The sequence below is a fragment of the Vibrio sp. R10-SG-ISO4 genome (assembly GCF_059834135.1).
Window position 1 is genome coordinate 33,356 of sequence record NZ_JCBDHJ010000011.1, and the last position, 20,191, is coordinate 53,546.

19 protein-coding genes are annotated in these 20,191 nt (G+C 50.7%); 11 read left to right on the plus strand and 8 right to left on the minus strand.

Annotation, left to right across the window (positions count from 1 at the left end):
• Positions 1–24: 24 nt before the first annotated feature.
• Positions 25–825 (minus strand): mechanosensitive ion channel family protein, encoded by an 801-nt coding sequence (locus tag AC6R03_RS05965; RefSeq protein ID WP_420378201.1) that lies wholly within the window; start codon positions 823–825, stop codon positions 25–27.
• 200 nt (positions 826–1,025) lie between these two features.
• Positions 1,026–1,493, minus strand: coding sequence for a DM13 domain-containing protein (locus tag AC6R03_RS05970; protein WP_487902224.1), 468 nt, complete (start codon positions 1,491–1,493; stop codon positions 1,026–1,028).
• 459 nt (positions 1,494–1,952) lie between these two features.
• Between AC6R03_RS05970 and AC6R03_RS05975 the strand changes: the two genes are divergently transcribed.
• On the plus strand, positions 1,953–2,630 hold the full coding sequence (locus AC6R03_RS05975; RefSeq protein WP_500632107.1) for an SDR family oxidoreductase: 678 nt from the start codon (positions 1,953–1,955) through the stop codon (positions 2,628–2,630).
• Positions 2,631–2,662: 32 nt separating this feature from the next.
• On the opposite strand, the gene AC6R03_RS05980 is transcribed toward AC6R03_RS05975, so the two are convergent.
• The gene (locus AC6R03_RS05980; RefSeq protein WP_334552110.1) at positions 2,663–3,466 is read right to left on the minus strand and encodes an AraC family transcriptional regulator; all 804 of its coding nucleotides are present in this window, start codon (positions 3,464–3,466) and stop codon (positions 2,663–2,665) included.
• Positions 3,467–3,565: 99 nt separating this feature from the next.
• On the opposite strand from AC6R03_RS05980, the gene AC6R03_RS05985 reads away from it, so the two are divergent.
• Together AC6R03_RS05985 and AC6R03_RS05990 are read left to right on the plus strand one after the other, a co-directional pair.
• Positions 3,566–4,471 (plus strand): DMT family transporter, encoded by a 906-nt coding sequence (locus tag AC6R03_RS05985; RefSeq protein WP_500629142.1) that lies wholly within the window; start codon positions 3,566–3,568, stop codon positions 4,469–4,471.
• A 182-nt stretch (positions 4,472–4,653) separates the two neighbouring features.
• Entirely contained in the window at positions 4,654–5,421 is a 768-nt protein-coding gene (locus AC6R03_RS05990) for a DeoR/GlpR family transcriptional regulator (protein ID WP_334552112.1), read from the plus strand.
• 118 nt (positions 5,422–5,539) lie between these two features.
• On the opposite strand, the gene AC6R03_RS05995 is transcribed toward AC6R03_RS05990, so the two are convergent.
• Entirely contained in the window at positions 5,540–6,688 is a 1,149-nt protein-coding gene (locus AC6R03_RS05995; RefSeq protein WP_500632106.1) for a YcbX family protein, read from the minus strand.
• 208 nt (positions 6,689–6,896) lie between these two features.
• On the opposite strand from AC6R03_RS05995, the gene pyrC reads away from it, so the two are divergent.
• Together pyrC and AC6R03_RS06005 are read left to right on the plus strand one after the other, a co-directional pair.
• Positions 6,897–7,925 carry a dihydroorotase gene (gene pyrC, locus AC6R03_RS06000; RefSeq protein ID WP_500632105.1) on the plus strand — a complete coding sequence of 343 codons (1,029 nt, stop codon included), beginning with the start codon at positions 6,897–6,899 and terminating at the stop codon, positions 7,923–7,925.
• 132 nt (positions 7,926–8,057) lie between these two features.
• Entirely contained in the window at positions 8,058–9,209 is a 1,152-nt protein-coding gene (locus tag AC6R03_RS06005; protein WP_500632104.1) for a GGDEF domain-containing protein, read from the plus strand.
• Positions 9,210–9,322: 113 nt separating this feature from the next.
• On the opposite strand, the gene AC6R03_RS06010 is transcribed toward AC6R03_RS06005, so the two are convergent.
• Together AC6R03_RS06010 and AC6R03_RS06015 are read right to left on the minus strand one after the other, a co-directional pair.
• Positions 9,323–9,523 carry a restriction endonuclease subunit S gene (locus AC6R03_RS06010; protein ID WP_334552116.1) on the minus strand — a complete coding sequence of 67 codons (201 nt, stop codon included), beginning with the start codon at positions 9,521–9,523 and terminating at the stop codon, positions 9,323–9,325.
• Between the two features lie 92 nt (positions 9,524–9,615).
• Positions 9,616–11,532 carry a methyl-accepting chemotaxis protein gene (locus AC6R03_RS06015; RefSeq protein WP_500632103.1) on the minus strand — a complete coding sequence of 639 codons (1,917 nt, stop codon included), beginning with the start codon at positions 11,530–11,532 and terminating at the stop codon, positions 9,616–9,618.
• A gap of 313 nt (positions 11,533–11,845) precedes the next feature.
• Here AC6R03_RS06015 and AC6R03_RS06020 point away from each other — a divergent pair, with 313 nt between their 5' ends.
• The 6 genes from AC6R03_RS06020 to AC6R03_RS06045 are packed head-to-tail and all read left to right on the plus strand — an operon-like array spanning position 11,846 to position 18,638.
• The gene (locus AC6R03_RS06020) at positions 11,846–12,802 is read left to right on the plus strand and encodes an AAA family ATPase (RefSeq protein ID WP_500626746.1); all 957 of its coding nucleotides are present in this window, start codon (positions 11,846–11,848) and stop codon (positions 12,800–12,802) included.
• A 2-nt stretch (positions 12,803–12,804) separates the two neighbouring features.
• Positions 12,805–13,749, plus strand: a complete 945-nt coding sequence (locus AC6R03_RS06025; RefSeq protein ID WP_500632102.1) for a DUF58 domain-containing protein — start codon at positions 12,805–12,807, stop codon at positions 13,747–13,749.
• Between the two features lies 1 nt (position 13,750).
• Positions 13,751–14,236 (plus strand): DUF4381 domain-containing protein, encoded by a 486-nt coding sequence (locus tag AC6R03_RS06030; protein WP_500632101.1) that lies wholly within the window; start codon positions 13,751–13,753, stop codon positions 14,234–14,236.
• Positions 14,217–15,197 carry a vWA domain-containing protein gene (locus AC6R03_RS06035; RefSeq protein WP_500632100.1) on the plus strand — a complete coding sequence of 327 codons (981 nt, stop codon included), beginning with the start codon at positions 14,217–14,219 and terminating at the stop codon, positions 15,195–15,197. The genes AC6R03_RS06030 and AC6R03_RS06035 overlap by 20 nt, the downstream gene beginning before the upstream one ends.
• A complete protein-coding gene (locus AC6R03_RS06040) occupies positions 15,190–17,013 on the plus strand; it encodes a VWA domain-containing protein (protein WP_500632099.1) in 1,824 nt (607 codons plus the stop codon). The genes AC6R03_RS06035 and AC6R03_RS06040 overlap by 8 nt, the downstream gene beginning before the upstream one ends.
• Positions 17,013–18,638, plus strand: a complete 1,626-nt coding sequence (locus AC6R03_RS06045) for a protein BatD (RefSeq protein ID WP_500632098.1) — start codon at positions 17,013–17,015, stop codon at positions 18,636–18,638. The genes AC6R03_RS06040 and AC6R03_RS06045 overlap by 1 nt, the downstream gene beginning before the upstream one ends.
• A 13-nt stretch (positions 18,639–18,651) precedes the next feature.
• Here AC6R03_RS06045 and nfsA read toward each other — a convergent pair whose 3' ends face one another.
• Positions 18,652–19,374: an oxygen-insensitive NADPH nitroreductase gene (gene nfsA / locus AC6R03_RS06050; protein ID WP_500632097.1), complete on the minus strand. Its 723-nt coding sequence runs from the start codon at positions 19,372–19,374 to the stop codon at positions 18,652–18,654.
• A 55-nt stretch (positions 19,375–19,429) separates the two neighbouring features.
• Entirely contained in the window at positions 19,430–20,125 is a 696-nt protein-coding gene (locus AC6R03_RS06055) for a flavin reductase family protein (RefSeq protein ID WP_500632096.1), read from the minus strand.
• Between the last annotated feature and the right edge of the window lie 66 nt (positions 20,126–20,191).

Genomic DNA, 20,191 nt, shown 5'->3' on the forward strand with positions numbered 1-20,191 from the left:
CTCCTTGAGAATTTCTTGATAACGCTACGGCGCTACCTTAGGAAAACGCTGCTCATACAACGCCATAAAATCCATACGAATCCCCTGCTCTAGATGAGACGCTTTGTCTGTAGGGCAAAAGAGAGTGAACTGAACAATTTGCTCACCCGTCGCCGCACTAGTGACCGCGATATGAGGCTCTGAACCGGGCAAATCGACCCCCGCTCGCTTTTCAATAATGGCATTGTATCGTTTGGCGACTTCACTAAAGTAATGAATGCGTTCATTAATTTTATCTTCGACATCTTTAAGCATCGGATAGAGATTGACAAAATCCGGCACGATGATTGAGAAATGGTGGAACACGTACCGCTTCATGAAGTTCAAGTTTTTGACCGGATAGGTAAAAAATAAGCTGTTTGGTAAGGTGATGGTCTTGCCTGTGTAGTTGTACTCACCGTGATAGATATCAATCTCCTGAATCACGGTGGCCATCAAATTGTGTTCGATGACTTCACCAGTACTTTTGCCCACTTCGATCCAATCGCCCATGCGAAACGAACGCGAGCTCGCACGCTGAATGGAGCCAGTGAAACAGAGGATAATCTCTTTTGAGGCAACCACAATGGCCACCGCAATCGCCGTCACTGAGAGGGCGAATTCACTGATTTCCGGTTTCCACAATGTGAACAGCAACACCACAGTGACCGCAAAAGCAGCGTTTTTTGTGCGATACATCCAGCTGCGTTGCTCTTCACTGACAAAAGCCACGTCACCACGAATCTTAGCCAATACCACGCGACGAACCAAAGCAATCAGCAAAATAATCAGCGCTGTAAAAACCATTTTGTGAGTCAACAGGAAGTCAATCACTAGGTGAATTTTGTCCACACCAAACCTCGTTATGTTGCACAGTGCCCATCGCCTAGCACCGCAAATATTATTTGTCCTTAGTGTACTGAATACCTAACCATACAAACAATGGATGAAGAGAATAAATAAGTGACTTTGACCAAGGGGCTCGTGTTTTGAACGTCAAACACGCTTTATTTGTAACGGGCAGAAGTAATAAATTCTTTGAAGGTTTCACACCAGACGATCACCGTGTTGTACTCTTCCACATGGACGCCAGCAGGAATAGTGAGATAAAAACGCTCGAAGGTGTTCACATCCCCAATCAGCACCATTTCTGCCTGAAGGTCCAAAAACGACGCTTCGCTTTCCACATATTGAGGCGAAAGATAGAGTTTATAATCTGGGCCCGGTGCAAGCTGACCTATAAACCCGATAGCATCTGGCGTAATCGACACAGAGCCCTCACCCCAATGAAGAAAATCACTGTCTTGGCGTGCTCTATCAAATGTGGCGCTGTAGAGCGCGGTATGAGACAAGGCTTTAATCTGACTGATATCTGGAGACGGAGGCTGGGTAATAATCGGCAATGCGTAGATACCCAGTCCAATCCCCGCAGCAAACACCAAGAGATGGCTGAGTAACCCCAACAATACTCTCATCTAACACCTCATCTCCTTGTCATCATCCAAATAAGCGTAATGGTATTCGCCAAATTTTTCAGTTATTTAGCAAGGTGTTTAATGAGATTGTGATAAAGATTGCATCCCGCCCTTTAAGTGATTGAGTAGAGATAGGAACTCGATAGCGTGGTGACCTTACACAATTTTGAAGTGAGATCACAGTTTAGGAAGAATAATCGATATCATTATCAACAATTATTTGGCAAACCGAGATCGCTCTTCTAGATTTACAAAGCAAATCTGGCGCGAAGCGTGTACAGACTAACAACGACATTGGCTAATCACATCCCCCCTCACTGAGCTCAAATTAATGCGCAGCGAGGGGGGATTTTTGTTTATGTACCCGAGTTAGTCAATTCCTGTGTATGTTGACCAATTCTTTTCACTGCGCCTCTGTTAGACTTCATCCAAACCGAGCAACACCAACATAAGGAAAGGATGATGAAGATACTGGTAACTGGCGCGAGTGGTGGAATTGGTTACGCGCTGACGCAGCAGCTCTGCGCCCAGCAGCACCAAGTGTTTGCCACCGGAAGAAATGCAGCAGCACTGGCCACCTTACAACAAGAGACCGGATGCCATGTCGCAGCGTTTGATCTTGCCGACGCCAACCAGTGCATAGCGCTATTCAAGCAAGCGACCGACACCTTAGGTGGGCTAGACGTGCTGATCAATAACGCCGGTATGAACAGCCGAAAGTGTGGCCTTGATGAGTTCACCCTAGAAGAGTTTGACCAGCAATACGCGATCAACCTACGTGCTCCCGCTCTTCTTTGCCGAGAAGCGCTACCACTGATGAAAGCGCAGCAATCCGGCTACATCATTAACGTCGCCAGTACCGTGGCCAAACGCTCCAGTGAAACCATGGGGGTATATACGGCGATGAAGCAAGGATTGGCAGGTCTGACGGGCGTATTGATGAAAGAAGCGCAACCACACGGCATTAAAGTCACCAACTTATTCCCAGGTGGTACAGACACTGGATTTCGCGCTGCAAGTCGCCCTAACTATATGCAGCCCGCTAGCGTGGCACAGACCGTCCTCACTTTATTGAACCTACCCGACGATGTCGTCATTCATGAAATGGTCTTTAGACCGCCAGTGGAACTGGAGTAATCCGACCTACTTGGCTCACGCTTGCGGCTATCTTAGCCTTTGTCCGGATGAAGTAGTTTGTTCTTGTATTGCTCTGGCGTTTGGCCAGAGTACTTCTTAAACATGCCAATAAAGGGGCTGGCTTGGTTATATCCGAGCGTCAACGCCACTTCTTTCACGGAGTGACCATTACGCAGCAGTTCCATCGAATGCAGATAACGAACGCGCAATCGCCACTCGGTAAAACTCATCCCCAGCTCGGCTTGGCAGTGACGGGCTAACGTGCGTTCTGTGGTATGGACGCGCTCAGCCCATTGCGACAAGCTCGTGTTATCGATGGGGTTCTCTTCCACCGCCGCTAGAATCGGTGCTAAATATTTATGATCGCTCGAGGGCAAGAAGTGATGCTGAGTATCTCGGGTGGCTAATTGGTCAAGCAGCACCTGAACCAAGCGTTTATCCGCATCAGAATCAGCAACGTTGATGTCTCGCTGACGAAAATCATCAATGATCGCGGAAACAATCGGCGTCACTTTAATCAGGCTGGTTCTATCTGGGAAATTTGTCGTCAGCGATTGCGCCACATTGAGAGAACAGTAGGAAATAGGTTTGCGATTGTAACTGGTGTGACGAACGCCCGCAGGCACCCAAATAGCCAAATGGGGCGGAGCCAAAAAGCGCGTATCTTCGGCTTCCATCTCCAATATTCCACCACTGATCAGTTGAACTTGCCCCCAAGGGTGGCTATGCATACGCGTTTCTGTATTCGAAAGAAACGCCTCGAAATTCATAAATACGTCTGATGGTGCCTTATCAATGGATAAGGAAGGATGAAGGTGTTTTGCCGATTTTCTCAAGATTGTCTTCCTATGACGCGCAATGTCTTTATGGAGATATTTATAATTATATAGACCTGTCACACTCGGTTCCACTGATTACTTTGCGATGGGGCTCACATGAACTACTTACTTCCACTGTTTACCGTATTCATTTGGGGCGGGAATACCATCGTAACCAAACTGGCCGCCAGCCACATTGAACCCGGTGCGATGAGTTTCTATCGCTGGTTTGTTGCCGTGGTACTTCTATCGCCTTTTTGTCTTCCGAGCGTGGTGAAACAGTGGCACCACGTCAAACCACACCTGACGAAACTGGCGTTTCTTGCCATGCTGGGCATGGTGCTCAACCAGTCGCTCGGTTACTACGCAGGCTTAACAACGACCGCCTCGAACATGGCGCTCATCACCTCTTTGGTGCCGCTGCTTAGTGTGTTTCTGAGTGTCCCCTTGCTGGGTAAGTCGATCTCTGCGGTGAGTATTCTCGGTGGCGTACTTTCATTAATCGGCTTGAGCTATATGTTGGGCCAAGGCGATATGACCTATTTCCTCCATCAAGATATGACGCCAGGAGACGGCTTGATGCTGTTAGCCGCACTTTGCTACGCCGCCTACTGCGTGTTGCTTAAACGTTGGAAAATGCCACTCTCAAACTGGGTCATCATCTATTTACAAGGCGTATTTGCACTCATGATGCTATTTCCACTGCTCGTCACCAGCGCGTCGCCAATACCCAGTAGCGACGCTCTGCCGCTTATCGCTTACGCTGGCATCGCCGCCTCAGTGCTCGCGCCTTGGATGTGGGTCAAATCGATAGATGCGATCGGCGCAGACTCAAGCGCAATGTTTATGAACTTGTTGCCGATCTTAGCGGTGACATTGGCCTCTGTGTTACTGGGTGAAACTATGCATTTCTATCACCTTGTCGGTGGTTTGATGGTGATCACTGGGGTCATTTTGTCGCAGCTCAAACTGGGGCGTGACAAACCGCTATTGGCATCACCTGTGGCCAAAGAGACGGCCTAGTTGCACACTCCGGATGCGCGAGTCCGAGTTTTTCCGCTGAAAACTTAAACTCGTCACGCGCGTTTTTGTGAACATTTTCTGAAAACGCGCATACTTTCACTTCGAACGACCAAGTTCATTGGCTTTTCTCTTCGACTGTCCGTACACTTCTGTGTTGTACGCCATTTAATAAGGAAGTGAATTTGAAAGCATTAAAACGTCATCAAGAGATCATCGAGCTCGTTCAAACCCAAGGTTTCGTCAGTACCGAAGAGTTAGTTGAGCGTTTTGATGTCAGCCCACAAACAATTCGTCGTGACTTAAACGAGCTGGCCGAGGCGAACAAGATCCGCCGTAACCACGGCGGCGCGACCATTGTCTCAAGCTCAGAAAATTCTTCCTATCAAATCCGTCAAGTGTCTCACCAATCGGAAAAAAGCAAAGTAGCACAAGAACTTGTGACTCACATCCCTGACGGTGCCACCTTATTTATCGACATCGGTACAACGCCTGAAGCCGTCGCACGTGCACTGATGAGCAAGCATCAAAACTTACGTATCGTCACCAACAACATCAATGTCGCCACCCTATTAATGAGCAAACCGGACTTTAAAGTCATCTTGGCAGGCGGCGAAGTACGCGGTAAGGACGGCGGTGTGACGGGTGAAGCGACACTGGATTTCATCTCCCAGTTCCGCCTCGATTTCGGCATCTTGGGCATCAGCGGAATTGACTTCGATGGCTCATTGCTGGATTTCGATTATCATGAAGTGCGCGTCAAACGCGCAATTATGGAAAATAGCCGTTGTGTCTTTCTTGGCGTCGACTCAAGTAAATTTGGCCGCAATGCGATGGTAAAACTGGGTACCTTGGCCGACATTGATTTAGTCATCACCAACGAAGCGCCGCCGGAAGAGATTGCGCTGTTTGCACAGGAAAACGACACACCGGTTATTGTTGTCAGCGGATAGTGAGCCCCCCTCTCACATTAAGGCCCCAATCGCACGGATTATATGCTGCATATCTTCCGCGAAATTGGGGCTTGTTTCATTTCAGAGGTAAGGGTATCTCTTTATTTAACTGATCTATTTAACTGATGACTTCGATGTCCGATTTCGGCACACAGCAGCAAGCTAACGCTAACCCCGGTTCGTGAGCAAAGCCATGAAGTGCCGGCACATCTTCTTGGTCCACTTCGCCAGATTCCACCGTAACGCGGCACGCACCACACAGCCCAGCACGACAACTGTTTGCCATCGGGATACCCGCTTCCTCCGCTTGCTCAAGTAAGGTGCGTTGGTTATCACCACTGAAGATGTTGCCGTTGACACTGATGGTCAGCGATTTTACTGAGTCCGGCACTGGCGCTTCCACAGCAGAGAGACTCAGTTGACCTTTGTCAGCGTAGAATTCTGGCTCTTTGTATTCCAACACTTCTATATCATCACCTTGTCGAATCAAGCCTTCGTTCTTTGCGACCAAGTTTTGACCAAAGAACACGCCACCGCGCTCATTGGCGCGAAATTGCGATAAGGTTTGTAAAGGCTCTTTACTTCGACGAAACGCACCTTTTTCTACGTCCACTGTGGTCAACACACAGCGCTCACAAGGCTTCACCGCTTCGAACTCAACGTCACCGATTCGAATGCGCTTCCAGCGATCTTCCTCAAAAGGCGCAGTGTTGCCCGCCACTAAGTTGGTACGAAACTGATCCATATCGTGGCGTTCAGGGCTACGGCGGTTGAGTTCATCAAGCGACGCCTGACTGATAACAAGCAGCGGATAACCATCAGCGAAGCTGACATTGTGACCCAGCTTTTCACGCACACGATTGGACTGTTCGCCGGTATAAAGCAGCTCGACCCGTTGACCAATGACCGCGCTAAACCAGTCATCGGCCTCATCCGTGGTGGTGTAAGCAGTAAATCGGTCATTCCACACTTGAGCAGACGCCGCTTGCATTTTAAACGCGTCGTAGCGTAGGCGAAGTGGCGCATGCCCCTCGGCGGTCATCACCAGCCCATCTGCCGTTAAACTGGAACGAACCGTGACCATCTGCGGGAATTTGCGCGCGGTGACCATTTGACCATCGGCAGTCGCAAGCATAAAGCGACGGTCAAACGTGAGACCTTGTTTTTCCACCCACGAGGTCGAGAGTGCAATACCGCCCACCGATTTGACGGGGTAGACATTGATTTGGGAGAGTTGCGGTTGTTGTGAAGAATCTGGCGCTGACATTGCTAATCCTAAGCGTAATGATTGTCTCAGCAGTATACGCTGCAGCGCGCGGATACTTAAGGCGAAATCGGTCAAAATCCGAGAAAGTAGATGAAATTCCAGTGACTTTGCTCTATCATCCTGTCGCCTAAACGTAAGCGTTTGCCTTCACATTTTTCGCCGCGTTTAGGCTCCAATCCGATAATTCAATCTATGGTGGGAGCAATCAATGACAACACTTACGATCACACGTCCTGACGACTGGCATGTTCACTTACGCGACGGTAACGTACTCAAAGACACCGTGCGTGACATCAGTCGCTACAACGGCCGCGCGCTGATCATGCCAAACACTATCCCACCTGTGACCAACACCGATATGGCGCTGGCTTACCGAGAGCGCATCCTGGCAGAAAAGCCAAGTGAGCAGTTCGAACCATTGATGGCGCTGTATCTGACTGACAACACCACCGCCGAAGATATCCGCCAAGCGAAAGCGTCAGGCAAAGTGGTGGCAGCGAAACTCTACCCAGCGGGTGCGACCACTAACTCCGATTCTGGGGTGACCAATGCGAAAAATATCTACCCCGTGCTTGAAGCGATGCAAGAGGTGGACATGCTGCTGTTAGTCCACGGCGAAGTGACTCATCACGACGTGGATATTTTTGATCGTGAGAAAGCGTTCCTCGACACTGTACTTGCGCCAATCGTCAATGACTTCCCTAATCTAAAGATTGTGCTTGAGCACATCACCACTGCCGATGCCGCTGAGTTTGTGAATAACGCCAATGACAATGTGGCAGCAACGATTACCGCTCACCACCTTCTCTACAACCGCAACCATATGCTTGTCGGTGGCATTCGCCCACATTTCTACTGCCTGCCGATCCTTAAACGCAACACCCACCAAAAAGCATTGATTGAAGCGGCCACCAGTGGCAGCAAGAAGTTCTTCTTAGGCACCGATTCGGCACCACACGCCAAGGGCAAAAAAGAAGCGGCTTGCGGCTGTGCGGGTTCTTACACGGCACACGCAGCGTTAGAGCTCTACGCTGAAGTGTTTGAGAACGAAGGAAAACTGGACAAACTGGAAGCCTTCGCCAGCCACAACGGCCCCGATTTTTACGGTATTCCTCGCAACAGCGACACCGTCACTTTGGTGAAAGAGAGCTGGTCGGTCGAAGCAACCATGCCGTTTGGTGACGACATCGTGGTTCCTATTCGTGGCGGCGAAACCATCGCTTGGCGTGTGAAATAAGCCACACCCAGCGCGCGATCGAGCCATCGGTCACTTTTATTTACTCAGACCACCGAATTCGGTGGTCTTTTTCTATTAAACACAATTATATCAACTACACTTAAACACAAATAAATCAAATGGATCATAAACTTGCCGCGTTTAGATATTCCGACCTTGTCGGTGATTTGTGTTTTTTTGTCGTTTACGTACGCGTGTGGGCTTTTGCTGATTCAGCGCCTACAGCCAAACATTAGGGGAATCAATACCATAGCGCTAGCGCTGCTTTTGCTCGGCGTGGGTTTTCTATTTCTGAGTTTTGGTAATCACACCTCTTACTGGATCTCAAAAATCATCGCCAATTCAGCGATTGTGCTCAGCTTTGTTTTGCTGCTCCACGGCGTGTGCTTGTTGCGCAGCTTTCCTCATCGTTTGGCGAACATCGGCTACTATGGCTTGCCGTTGATCATTTTGGGGCTGACCTACTTTACCTATTTTTCCCCCTCGACTAATGTACGGATTTTTTTGGTCGCAAGCTTTATTGCATTAATGTCTTTCCTCACCTTATACGCCAACCTCAAAGGGACGCACAAAGACATCCCTGGCTCAAAACGTTTACTTTCTATTGCCATGATTATTCAAGGTGGATACAGCCTGTTTCGCGTCGCTACTCTGCCGTTCCAACAACAAATTCAGGATTTCATGCAGTCAGGCTTAGTACACCAACTGGCGTTCATCTCTCTCATTTCTATGGTGATTTTTATTGGTTTTTCGATCACTTGGCTCTTAACCGGTCGCTTGGTCGCCACCATCTACGACACATCCCTGAAAGACGACCTCACCCAACTCTATAATCGACGTGCACTGTCTGAATTAGCACCCAAAGAGTCCGCCCGAGCACGCCGTTTTCAAACCGACCTCTCTTTCGTGTTGCTGGATATTGATCGGTTTAAAGAGATCAACGATTTCTATGGCCACCAAACAGGCGATCGCGTGTTAAACAGTATCGGTCGTATCCTGCACGTAGAAACCCGCGCCAACGATTTTTGCTTTCGTTACGGCGGTGAAGAGTTCTTGCTCATTTTGCCCGAAACGTCACTTGAAGACGCTGAATTTGTCGCAGAGAAGCTGCGTCAGGTCATTGAGCGCACTCACTTGCTTCCCAAACACGATGAATTCTGCACAGCAAGCTTTGGAGTCAGCAGCCTCACCATGCATGATACTTGGAGTGAAGCGGTATCGCGTGCTGACCAAGCGCTGTATGAGGCGAAAAAGGCGGGGAGAAACCAAGTCGTCGCCAGATAGTCGTTGGCGCCGCGCCCACGTCGATCAACACAACGGCCATAGGGGATAAAAAGCAAAAAGGTTGGCAATGCCAACCTTCTCTTCTGCTTTCTTGACCAAGTAAACCAGCGCAATCAGTGAATCGGCGCGTCCGTCTTGGCGTAGAATTTTCCAAAGTACTCTTCCAATACCTCTGGAGTCAATTTACCTTCGGCTTCAAGCTCTTTCAGCTTTTGTGCGATGGCTTTTTGCTCTTCGATTGATGGCAATGCCACCTCTGGCTCATCCCCCATCTCTTGAGACATCAGCTCCAGTTCTTTTTCAACATCACTCATGATTGACATACCCTTACCAAAATAAAACTGGGGCAAGTTTACCTACTTAACCCCAGAGTTTCTAGTTTGACACGTGAAAGCGTTGAACGCCGTTATAGCTTGAAGCTGCCAACCATTTTATCCAACCGAACGGACAACTCTTTCAATTCAGTACTCGCTGCTGCTAACTCTTCCGCAGTGCTAGTGGTCACTTCATTGATGGCGTTGATCTCTTCAATATTCTGGTTGATGGTGTGCACCACGGTAGATTGCTCCTCCGTCGCTGTCGCCACTTGAGTGTTGCGATCCGAGATGTCATGGATACGCTCTGAGATACTCAGCAGCACTTTCACCGCTTCGTCCGACGCAGACACCCCTTCACCCGTAACGGATTTACCCGCCTCCATCGCCGTTACCGCGTCTTTGGCATCGCTTTGTAACTGGTTGATCATCTTTTGGATCTCTTCGGTCGAATCGGCGGTTCGACTGGCGAGGTTACGGACTTCATCCGCCACAACCGCAAAGCCTCGACCTTGCTCGCCCGCACGTGCCGCTTCAATCGCCGCATTGAGCGCCAACAAATTGGTTTGCTCGGAAATGTCGCGAATCACGTCCAAAATGGAGCCAATTTCTTGCGTTGTCGACGCCAACTGCTCCACCACTTGACCGGTATTTTCGATATCAAGCGCGAGACGACTAATGGCATCTTTCGCTTTGCTAACCACTTGTTGCCCCACTTCACTGTTGTCGGACGCTTGGGTGGCAGTTTCTGCAGCAGTGGCAGCGTTGGTGGCAATCTCACTGATGGTGGCGCCCATCTGGTTGATCGCGGTCACGACTTGTATGGTTTGATCACGCTGCACTTGACTATTGTCGTGTGTGGTATTGGCTTTGTGTGAGACCCCATCCGCCGCTGACTGAAGCGCACTACTGGTCGAGGCTACTTCTTTCATTGATTGATGAATCTTCTCAATAAAGCCGTTAAACCCTTCTGACAATTGACCGATTTCATCGCGACCTTTGATCTCGATACGTTGAGAAAGATCGCCATCACCTTTGCCCAGATCGCTAAAACGCAGTGCAATCGCACGAATCGGCTTAGCAATGCTGTTGGCCAAAAACAGCCCCATCAAAATAAACAGTGCCGCGACGACAATGGTCGTGATCAGCATTTGATGCGCCACTTTGGTCAAATCCGCGAACACTTCATCTACGGGTACCACGCCCACTACAAACCAATCCATGACCGGAATATAAGTGGAAGAAACAAAGACGTTTTGGCCGTTGTAATTCGCTTGGACAAGGTTAAAGTCTGACTTATCCAATAGATCAGACGCGTTGCTACCATAGAGTTGCGCCAATGTCGCTTTTGATTGGCTTTGGTCGCGGTGGATTTGTACTTCACCTTTGGCGTTGGTTAAAAAGACAAAGCCGGTTTGCTCAATCTTGAATCCATTCAGTAGCTTCACCATATCATCCATTGATTTTGACACCCCTGACATGGAGAACCCGTCGACTTGCTGGAAGTTAGCGAACATCTTCACTTCACCGCTGGCCTCTTGGAACATGCTGACCATAGTCGCATTGCCTGACTGCGTGAAGCCAAAGAACCAACCATCCTGCTGCTTGTTAAGCTCACGTAGGAAGCCATTTTGGTTCCAGTAGTAGGCGGTCTCTCGGTTGGCCACTGACGCATCGTTGAGCTTGTACTGCGTGCGGACGTTATTTAGTGACTTCACCAAAAGACGCTCGCTATCGGCATCGATATTACGAGTGTTGATCGCTTGCTGGGTGAACTCATTGTTGGCGATCTGTTGTGCTGCCATCAACAACTGGGTCACTTCGTTGTCGATTTCTCCTTTGATTTTTTCCAGCATGGTTGGCAACTCAATATCGATCAAGCGATGCTCTAATACTGCTCTCGCTTGACGTTGAGCCATCACGCCGACAATGATGGTAGACGCCAGTACCGCAAAGGTAATCCCTGCGACCACTTTCTGTTTAATACTAATGGAGTTCAAATTTATCATGCTGATCCTAGCCCTATTGCACAAACAAGCACATCCCGCGACAGACTGCTTTCACAGAGTCTAAGCCATCGAGTGTGCTATTCACTTTACTTATATCGTAAGGTTTAAGCATTACTTTACCTCTTTCATTTAGACTAGCTCACACTTTGGTTGTATTTCCACAATGTCTTATGCCCATTGGCAAAATTTTGGTCAATTGACCGGGGAAAGAGTTGTATCTCGAGGGAAAATACCCATATTCTAATTGTTCTCAATATCAGAGACTTAACCTGCGCTATCGCCTATGGCGAGAACTCATGGAGAGATACGGCTCATGCACACTCACGCTCTATCACAGCTGCAACACTATTTGAACGGTCAAGTGATTGGTCAAAGTGAATTGGTCAAGCAATTGCTTGTTGCACTCTTGGCTGACGGCCACATCCTTGTCGAAGGACCACCGGGGCTTGCTAAAACACGCGCGGTAAAAGCCCTAGCCGATTGCATTGAAGGCAGCTTCCATCGCGTGCAGTTTACACCGGATTTATTGCCGGCGGATTTGACAGGAACCGACATATTTAGACCAGAAACCGGGGAATTTCGCTTCCAACCGGGCCCGATTTTCCATTCGTTGCTGCTCGCTGATGAGATCAACCGTGCCCCCGCCAAAGTGCAAGCCGCAATGCTAGAAGCCATGGCAGAAAAGCAAATTACTGCCGGCAAACAAACCTACCCGCTGCCCGAGCTGTTTTTGGTGATGGCGACACAAAACCCGATAGAGCAAGAAGGTACCTACCCCTTACCTGAAGCTCAGCTTGATCGCTTTTTGCTCCACCTTAACGTCAGCTACCCTGACGCCGACAGTGAGCTCGCGATCCTGCGCTTAAACCGCGGTGAAGCCAAAGGCGAAGTCGGCGCGCAGAAACCGCAACTCTCGCAACACGATATTTTCACCGCCAGACAAGAAGTGCTCAACGTACATATGGCTGAGAGCGTCGAGCAGTACATCATCCGATTGGTGATGGCGACCCGCGAGCCCGAGCAGTACGACGACAACCTTGCAACGATGCTGGAGATGGGCGTCAGCCCGCGCGCCACCATCGCACTGGATCGATGCGCACGCGCTCACGCTTGGTTGGCCGGGCGAGATTTTGTTACGCCAGAAGACGTCCAAGCAATGGCCTACCCTGTGCTAAGACATCGACTACTGCTGACCTACCAAGCCCAAGCAGAAGGCATCAGCCGCGATCACGTGGTCTCTACCTTGCTCTCTCTGGTCGGTAGCGCATAAACATGGCCATAGAAAATACCGTCCTCCCTACGCCGACACTGCCGCCTCATAGTGATGGTGTGAACCTCACCATGAAGGAGTTGCTTCATCTTAAGCAGCACGCGGTGAAATGGCTGCCACCAGCCAAAAGTTTGTGGTCACAAATGGCAGGGCAACACCAAAGTCGCCAACTTGGCCGCGGGATGGATTTCAGTGAAGTACGACAATATCAACATGGCGATGACATTCGAAGCATCGACTGGCGCGTCACGGCGCGCACAGGCAAGCCACACACCAAACTGTTTAGTGAAGAACGCGAAAAGCCGGTTATCGTCTATGTCGACTTCAGTCCGAGCATGAGGTTCGGCTCAACGTTGTTACTAAAGTCGGTGCAAGCGGCGCATTTTGCCGCGCTCACCGGGTGGATAGCCACCGAAGGGCAAGATAGAATCGGCGCCGTCATCGATACCGGCTCAACACTGACTGACCTCAAGCCCCTTCCAAGGCAGCGAGGGGCGTTGGCACTCAATCACGCTTTGGTCAATGAACACCAAAAAGCGCTGATGAACCATCACGTCACGCAAAACAGCTCGATGGCACCCGCGCTGGAAGCACTCAACCGTCTCTGTCCCAAGGGCAGCGATATTATCTTACTGAGCGATTTCGCCCGACTGACAGAACAAGATGAGATCACCCTATCTGGGCTCAACACCCACAATCGCGTGCGCATCGTGCAGTTGTGGGATCCTCTAGAGCAAGGCGTCACTGATTTTCGCGGCTGCGAACAGGTGACGGATCGTCAGCATACCCAATGGATTGATTTTGGAAAAAAAACAACGCGAAAAAACATTGAAGCCGCCTTTAAAGCCAAGCAAAATCAGCTTTCTAGGCTCTCGCTTAAACTAGGAATGAGCGTCAGCGCACTCTCTAGTGCACAACCACTACAACAACAATTACACGGATTTTAGAATGAGCTCGAACAGTCAATCTTCATTGCTGCCGCTAGACCCTATGATATTACCCTCGCCACCAAGTTGGCTACCGCTTACCTGGGCATGGTGGGCGAGTATCGCCGCCGGTATCATGACGCTGCTCGCTATTTGGGGCTTCACCCACTGGAAGAAAAAACGCCTTGCACCGAAAAAAGCCGCCCTACGCATTTTGAAACAAGGCAGCACACCTTCATCAGCGATTGAGTTGGTTCGCCAATCGGCGTTGTGCTATTTCCCACGCGAAGAGATCGCTCAGCTAACAGGAAAAGAGTGGTATCTATTTTTGGATGAGCAATTGAGCACCCCGCTCTTTGCCGACAATTACGATAAATGGCAACATGCACTCTACAGCAAGCAACACAATGATGAGTCTCAGGCGTTGATCGAACACTGCGCCCATTGGATAGAGCACGCGCTGCCACCGAAGAAACGGAGGAAATCTCGTGGCCCTGTTCGAGGCTGATTGGCAACTGCTGTGGTGGTGGGTGCTGTTTGCACTGCCGCTGCCCTTGTTGGTTTACCGCTTCGCTCCTGCCAGCGCGCAGCGAACGCCGCTCTATCTGCCCATTTTACCTCAGGGCGCAGCCCAGGCTACGCCGAATTTGCGCGTCACACGTCTGCTCCTCTCACTCACTTGGCTACTCCTGTTACTCGCGGCGGCGAGACCGGTGTGGTTTGGCGATCCCGTCACAATACAGCCGAAACACCGTGACTTAATGTTAGTGCTCGATCTCTCTTATTCGATGAGCCAGCAAGACATGCTTCAAGGGGACGACTACATTGATCGGCTGAGCGCAGTCAAACAGGTGGTCAATGATTTTGTCGCCAAACGGGAAGGCGATAGGATCGGCGTGGTGCTGTTTGCTGATCACGCCTATCTGCAAACGCCACTGACCCTAGACAGACGTACCGTCGCCAAACAAGTGGATCAATTGGTTTTGCGCTTAATCGGTGAAAAAACCGCCATCGGTGAAGGAATTGGCCTTGCGACCAAAACCTTTATCGACAGTGATGCGCCGCAGCGCGTGATGATCCTCCTCAGTGATGGTTCGAACACCTCGGGCGTTCTTAATCCTCTTGAAGCCGCAGACATTGCCAAGCAATATGGCGCGACCATCTATACGGTCGGTGTCGGCGCCGGTGAAATGGTCGTCAAAGAGTTCTTTATGAGCCGTAAAGTCAATACCGCCCATGATCTCGATGAACGGACCTTGATGGCAATCGCTGAGACAACCGGCGGGCAGTACTTTCGGGCCAGAAACGCCGATGAGCTCGCCACCATCTACGACACCATTAATGCGCTTGAGCCTGTCTCGTTGGCAACGCAAGTCTGGCGCCCTCAAACTGAATGGTTTTATGTCCCGCTCACGCTCGCCCTTCTCACCCTACTCGGCCTGATTATCGTGCGGAGGCATCATGTCTGACTTTACGCTACTCTACCCGATGTGGTTGTGGGCACTGCTGCCCACCTATGCATTGCTGTACTGGCTCAGCAAACGTCAAAAGAGCCATACGCTCATTGCGCCGCACATTGCTGCCGCGCTTGGTATGAGCTCATCACAGCCCACTCATCGACTATTGCCACTGCTAGGCGCAATGCTGACGCTTGCCATCGTTGCGCTATCCGGGCCAAGTTTTAGCCAAGCAGAGCGACCGGCGTTTTCCAGCACCGAAGCGCGAGTGATAGTGATGGACATGTCGATGTCCATGTACGCCAATGACATCAAACCCAATCGTTTGAGCCAAGCCAGATACAAGGTGTCGGATTTATTGGCCCAATGGCAAGAGGGTGACACCGCGCTGATTGCTTACGCCGGGGACGCGTATGTGGTAAGCCCGCTCACCTCAGACAGCCAAACCATGCTCAACCTGCTGCCAAATCTTTCACCTGACATCATGCCCTACCCGGGCGCTCGGGCAGACAAAGGTATCGAACTAGCGATTGAGTTGATGAAAAATGCGGGCTTAGATCGCGGCCATATCTTGCTTGTTAGTGATGATCTGGATGATGACGAGCAAACACGCAGCGCCGAGCTGATCGATTCTGGTGCTTGGTCGCTGTCGGTCTTGGCTATTGGTACTGAAAGCGGCGCGCCAATCCCTTTGCAAGATGGGCAATTGCTGACGCATAACGGCCAAACGGTGGTCGCGAAAAGCAATTTTGATAATATGCGCCGCTTGGCGTCCACCAGCGGAGGTATTTTTGTGCCCGTTCAGGTGACAAACGACGACATCAACCTCATTCACCGCGTGATGAATCAAACCGACCAAGCCACTCGCGCCGTCAGTCATCAATCGGTCAGCAATCAGGTCAACCAAGGCTATTGGCTGCTGCCACTCATCGTGCTGCTCTCGCTTCTACTGTTTCGCCGTGGCGTCTTGCTGTCGGCGCTGCTAGTGCCGCTGCTCTGGCTCTCGCCCAGTCAGGAGGTTGCCGCTAACCCGTTTAAACCTCAAGATCTCCAAGCGTATGAAGATTATCTCTCGGGTAACTACTCAGCCGCCGCCGAGAAGTTTAACGATGCGCAATGGCAAGGCTTGGCACACTATCAAGCGGGCGATTTTGACGCCGCCATTGAAAACCTAAGCGGCGCAAAAACGGCCAACCAGCACTACAACCTCGCCAATGCACTCGCACAAAGCGGTCAATATTCCGCCGCCATTGAGCACTATGAGCAAACGTTGGCGCTTAACCCAGAGCTCTCATCGGCAAGCCACAACAAAGCGATTGTGGAACAAGCGCTACAACAGCAGCAACAGCGGGGTGAATCAGGTGAGCAATCTGAACAAGCCGCGTCTCAGCCTAATTCCCAATCTGGTAAAAACTCTCAAGGCAACGCTAGCGCGCAGCCCGAGCAACAAGACGAAGCACCGCGCCCAAACAATGAACCTCAGCAAAGCCAAGAGAGCAATCCTTCGCAGCCGTCTACGTCCGAGGCACCTTCTACTTCTGAGAACTCTTCTAGTTCAGAGCAATCTTCAACTACAGAGCAATCCACGACTTCTGAACAAGACTCGATGTCAGAGCAAGAGAGAGGTTCGCAGGAGGCAAACGACCAAACTGAGCCGCCTAACACATCGGCAACACTCGGCGACACCAAGACCAACGAGATCGATCCCGCGCTGCGTAAACTTGAGCAAGTCGAAGCCGCACGCGATCCTAGCCGCCTATTGCGCGCGCAACTGCTGTTGCAAGCGCAGCAAAAGTCTCCCCCAGCATCAACAGGAAAAACATGGTAATGACAGCGTTTCGATCCCTTTTTATCTTTTTTTTCCTTTGGTCTAGCGCCATCAGCGCCGCCACGCTTCAGGTCACCGTGAGTAAAAATCGGGTCGTGAAAAATGAGGTATTCCAACTGCGTGTGGTACTGGATCAAAAAGCCGAATCGGATGACATTGATTTTAATCTGCTTAGCGATGACTTTTATCTAGGGCGACCAAGCTTTGGCTCCTCGCTCAACATCATCAATGGCAACCGTTCAACACGCAGCGAATGGAATCTCTCACTGGCTGCCAGTCGCATTGGCACCGCAGTGATCCCCGCTTTTGAGGTCGGCGGTGCGCGCTCTGAGCCGATTGAGATCACCGTCTTGGCCGATCAAAATCCGCCACAAGTCTCGGATTTAATTGAAATCCAATCCACATTAAGCAAAGAGACACTCTATCCAGGTGAAAGTGCCACCTTGCGCACTAGGCTCATCGTCAAGGCCAATCCGCGTCGACTACAAAATCCGCAGGTTATCGCCCCTCAAGCTCAAGGGCTGACGCTCTCGCCGCTTGGAGAACCCAACCAATACCAAAGTGTGATGGATGGATTAGAGGTCACCCTTGTCGATCAAGACTATCGAGTCACGGCGACCACACCGGGTGCACAAACACTGCACAGTATTGGCTTTCGCGGTAGTATCGTCTACGGCAGTGATCGTGACGGGAGTACCCGCCTGATTGATGCCAGCACTGCTGCGAAGGGCTACGCCATCACCGTATTGGATAAACCAAGCGACTATCAAGGCACTTGGCTACCTGCCTCGGAGCTGACGCTGCGTCAGCAGTGGCAATCATCACAAGGTGAGCTCGGTGAGACAACGAACCGCTTAGAGTTAGGCGATTCCATCACGCGAACCTTCACCCTTGAGATCTCTGGGATCAGTGCTGAGCAGTTACCCAGCCTGTCCATAACCTACCCATCGTCTGTGCGCCAATACGCCGAAAAACCGCAGGTAAGCGAACCACAACCAGGTGTCGTTCGCATGGAGTTAAAACAAGTATTGATCCCTCAACTGACCGGAGAGATCACTCTACCTGAGGTCATCGTGGATTGGTGGGACACCACCACACAGACCCAGCGCCAAGCAATCGTTGATGGTTTGACGCTGAGCATCAAGCCTGCCGTCACAAGCCATACCTCTACTGCGCCCTCAATTACCGCTGCGGCGCCCGTCGAGACTGTCCCACCCACTGCCACCATTGAGCGTGGTTTTTGGCCTTTGCTGAGCGCGCTACTCGCGCTGGGTTGGTTGATTACCCTTGGGCTGTGGTGGCGCACCAAACGCGCGCTTCACACGCTGACCACTGAGCAACAAAACCGTGAACCCACGCTAAACAGCGCTGGTTCGTTGATTGAGGCGCTGCGCCAACAAGACTATGTGCAAGCCAACCGTCTGGCAGCGATCTGGTTGGATGAAGTGTCGATGTCAGAAGAGTTGCGGGCATCTATCCACGCCGAGTTGGAGGCGATGAACCGCAGTCAGTTTTCACCAAAAACCAGTGCTTGGTCGAGCTCAACCTTGATCGCACTGGTTAAAAAAGCCAACAGAAGAAACAACAGCGGCAAACCGAAAGGTTCGCCGCTCGCTAAGCTCTGAGGTGGATAAAGGGTTAGCGCTTTGCCAATCCTTTACTATTCAAGTAACCCAAGATGTGCGGGCGAGATTCGCCCGACAATTTGGCCGTCACTTGCTCTGACCAACCACTCTGCTTGTTGTTGCTAGAGCGCTGTTGATAATAGGTGTGCATGGTCTCATCGTAGTGTGCAACGGCCTGTTTATCGAGCGGGTGATAGTGATTTTGATGGACAATCACCTCTAGCGGCAATCTCGGTTTTAGATCTGGATCTTGAGCGGGATGCCCAAGGCACATGCCAAATAACACCGCGCAGTGCTGTGGTAAACCCAACAACTCGTCTACCTCAGCCGCGCGATTACGCAAACCACCAATGTAAACGCCACCGAGCCCCATCGACTCTGCCGCTACCAAACAGTTTTGCGCCATAATGCCCGCATCGACAGCACCGATTAACGTTAGCTCGGTAAAATCTGCCTGCACATTTGGGTTGAGTTCCACATGGCGCTGGTAGTCGATACAGAACACGAGAAACTCGGCCGCACTCGCCACATAAGACTGATGGCCGGCAAATTCGGCCAGACGTGCCCGCTTGCCAGGGTCTGTCACACGAATCACTGAGACCACCTGTAACAAGCTCGATGATGATGCCGCTAATCCCGCTTTGAGCACAGTGTCAAGCTGCTCAGGGCCAATCGTCTCAGACGTAAACTGACGAATGGAGCGGTGATTCAATAACGTGTCTATGGTGCTGTTCATGGCAAATCCTTGAGTATCACAACATGAAGAATCAACACCTTATAGTGCTTTGGCGTTAGGGTAAACCCTCTTCGCTGTATGGCGCTTGCCATGAGGAGGGTTCGCCCTCTAGGGTAAGGGGGTGAAGCGGTTGGTCTGGTTTTGCATAACTCAATCGATGGACTCTCTGCGTGACGTGGTAACTATCTAGACCCGAGATGGTCACGGTTTCTAACTGATCGTGGTCAAGATACCCATCGGGCATCACTGCCTGCTCTGGCAGCAATAATCTGACCACTTCACCAATCAACATTTCTGTTTGATTGCTTTGAATCACGATATGCTCAACCAATTTTAATCCGATTTTTATTGGACTTTCGAGTACGAAGGGCGCTGCGAAATCGTCATGGTAATAGCGAGTCAGCCCCGTTTCATCGAACTCGCTTACGTCACTAGGATAACGCGCCGAGGTTTGATGGGCCTGCAGTGCGCACTCGCGTGTCACTGAGTTGATGGTAAACACACCCGTGGTGAGGATGTTAGTTAAGCTATCGCGTTGCGCAGGTCTTGGCCTCGACACAAAGCCAAGTAACGGCGGGTTAGAACCAAAATGAATCACCGAGCTGACAATAGCAAGATTATCGTTCCCCTGCCCATCCGTGGAGCCAATCAGATTAGCGCTCTTAAAACCTGGCAAGGAATTGATTAACCGAGCACGGCTACGCGGCGCCATTTGGTCAATATCGTCTGCGCTCCACTCTTTCTCTATCATGCTTGTTCTACCTGCGTGTCATCAACATTACTGATGGCGATTCGTACGCGGTCAACTCGCTATCGA

Excerpts from the sequence above, each read along its gene's own strand:
- AC6R03_RS06030 (WP_500632101.1), top strand. The coding sequence starts at position 13,751 with ATGAGCTCGAACAGTCAATCTTCATTGCTGCCGCTAGACCCTATGATA.
- AC6R03_RS06040 (WP_500632099.1), top strand. The coding sequence starts at position 15,190 with ATGTCTGACTTTACGCTACTCTACCCGATGTGGTTGTGGGCACTGCTG.
- AC6R03_RS06025 (WP_500632102.1), top strand. The coding sequence starts at position 12,805 with ATGGCCATAGAAAATACCGTCCTCCCTACGCCGACACTGCCGCCTCAT.
- AC6R03_RS05975 (WP_500632107.1), top strand. The coding sequence starts at position 1,953 with ATGATGAAGATACTGGTAACTGGCGCGAGTGGTGGAATTGGTTACGCG.
- AC6R03_RS05965 (WP_420378201.1), bottom strand. The coding sequence starts at position 825 with ATGGTTTTTACAGCGCTGATTATTTTGCTGATTGCTTTGGTTCGTCGC.
- AC6R03_RS06045 (WP_500632098.1), top strand. The coding sequence starts at position 17,013 with ATGACAGCGTTTCGATCCCTTTTTATCTTTTTTTTCCTTTGGTCTAGC.
- AC6R03_RS06010 (WP_334552116.1), bottom strand. The coding sequence starts at position 9,523 with ATGAGTGATGTTGAAAAAGAACTGGAGCTGATGTCTCAAGAGATGGGG.
- AC6R03_RS05985 (WP_500629142.1), top strand. The coding sequence starts at position 3,566 with ATGAACTACTTACTTCCACTGTTTACCGTATTCATTTGGGGCGGGAAT.
- AC6R03_RS05995 (WP_500632106.1), bottom strand. The coding sequence starts at position 6,688 with ATGTCAGCGCCAGATTCTTCACAACAACCGCAACTCTCCCAAATCAAT.
- AC6R03_RS06020 (WP_500626746.1), top strand. The coding sequence starts at position 11,846 with ATGCACACTCACGCTCTATCACAGCTGCAACACTATTTGAACGGTCAA.
- AC6R03_RS06055 (WP_500632096.1), bottom strand. The coding sequence starts at position 20,125 with ATGATAGAGAAAGAGTGGAGCGCAGACGATATTGACCAAATGGCGCCG.
- AC6R03_RS05970 (WP_487902224.1), bottom strand. The coding sequence starts at position 1,493 with ATGAGAGTATTGTTGGGGTTACTCAGCCATCTCTTGGTGTTTGCTGCG.
- pyrC (WP_500632105.1), top strand. The coding sequence starts at position 6,897 with ATGACAACACTTACGATCACACGTCCTGACGACTGGCATGTTCACTTA.
- AC6R03_RS06015 (WP_500632103.1), bottom strand. The coding sequence starts at position 11,532 with ATGATAAATTTGAACTCCATTAGTATTAAACAGAAAGTGGTCGCAGGG.
- nfsA (WP_500632097.1), bottom strand. The coding sequence starts at position 19,374 with ATGAACAGCACCATAGACACGTTATTGAATCACCGCTCCATTCGTCAG.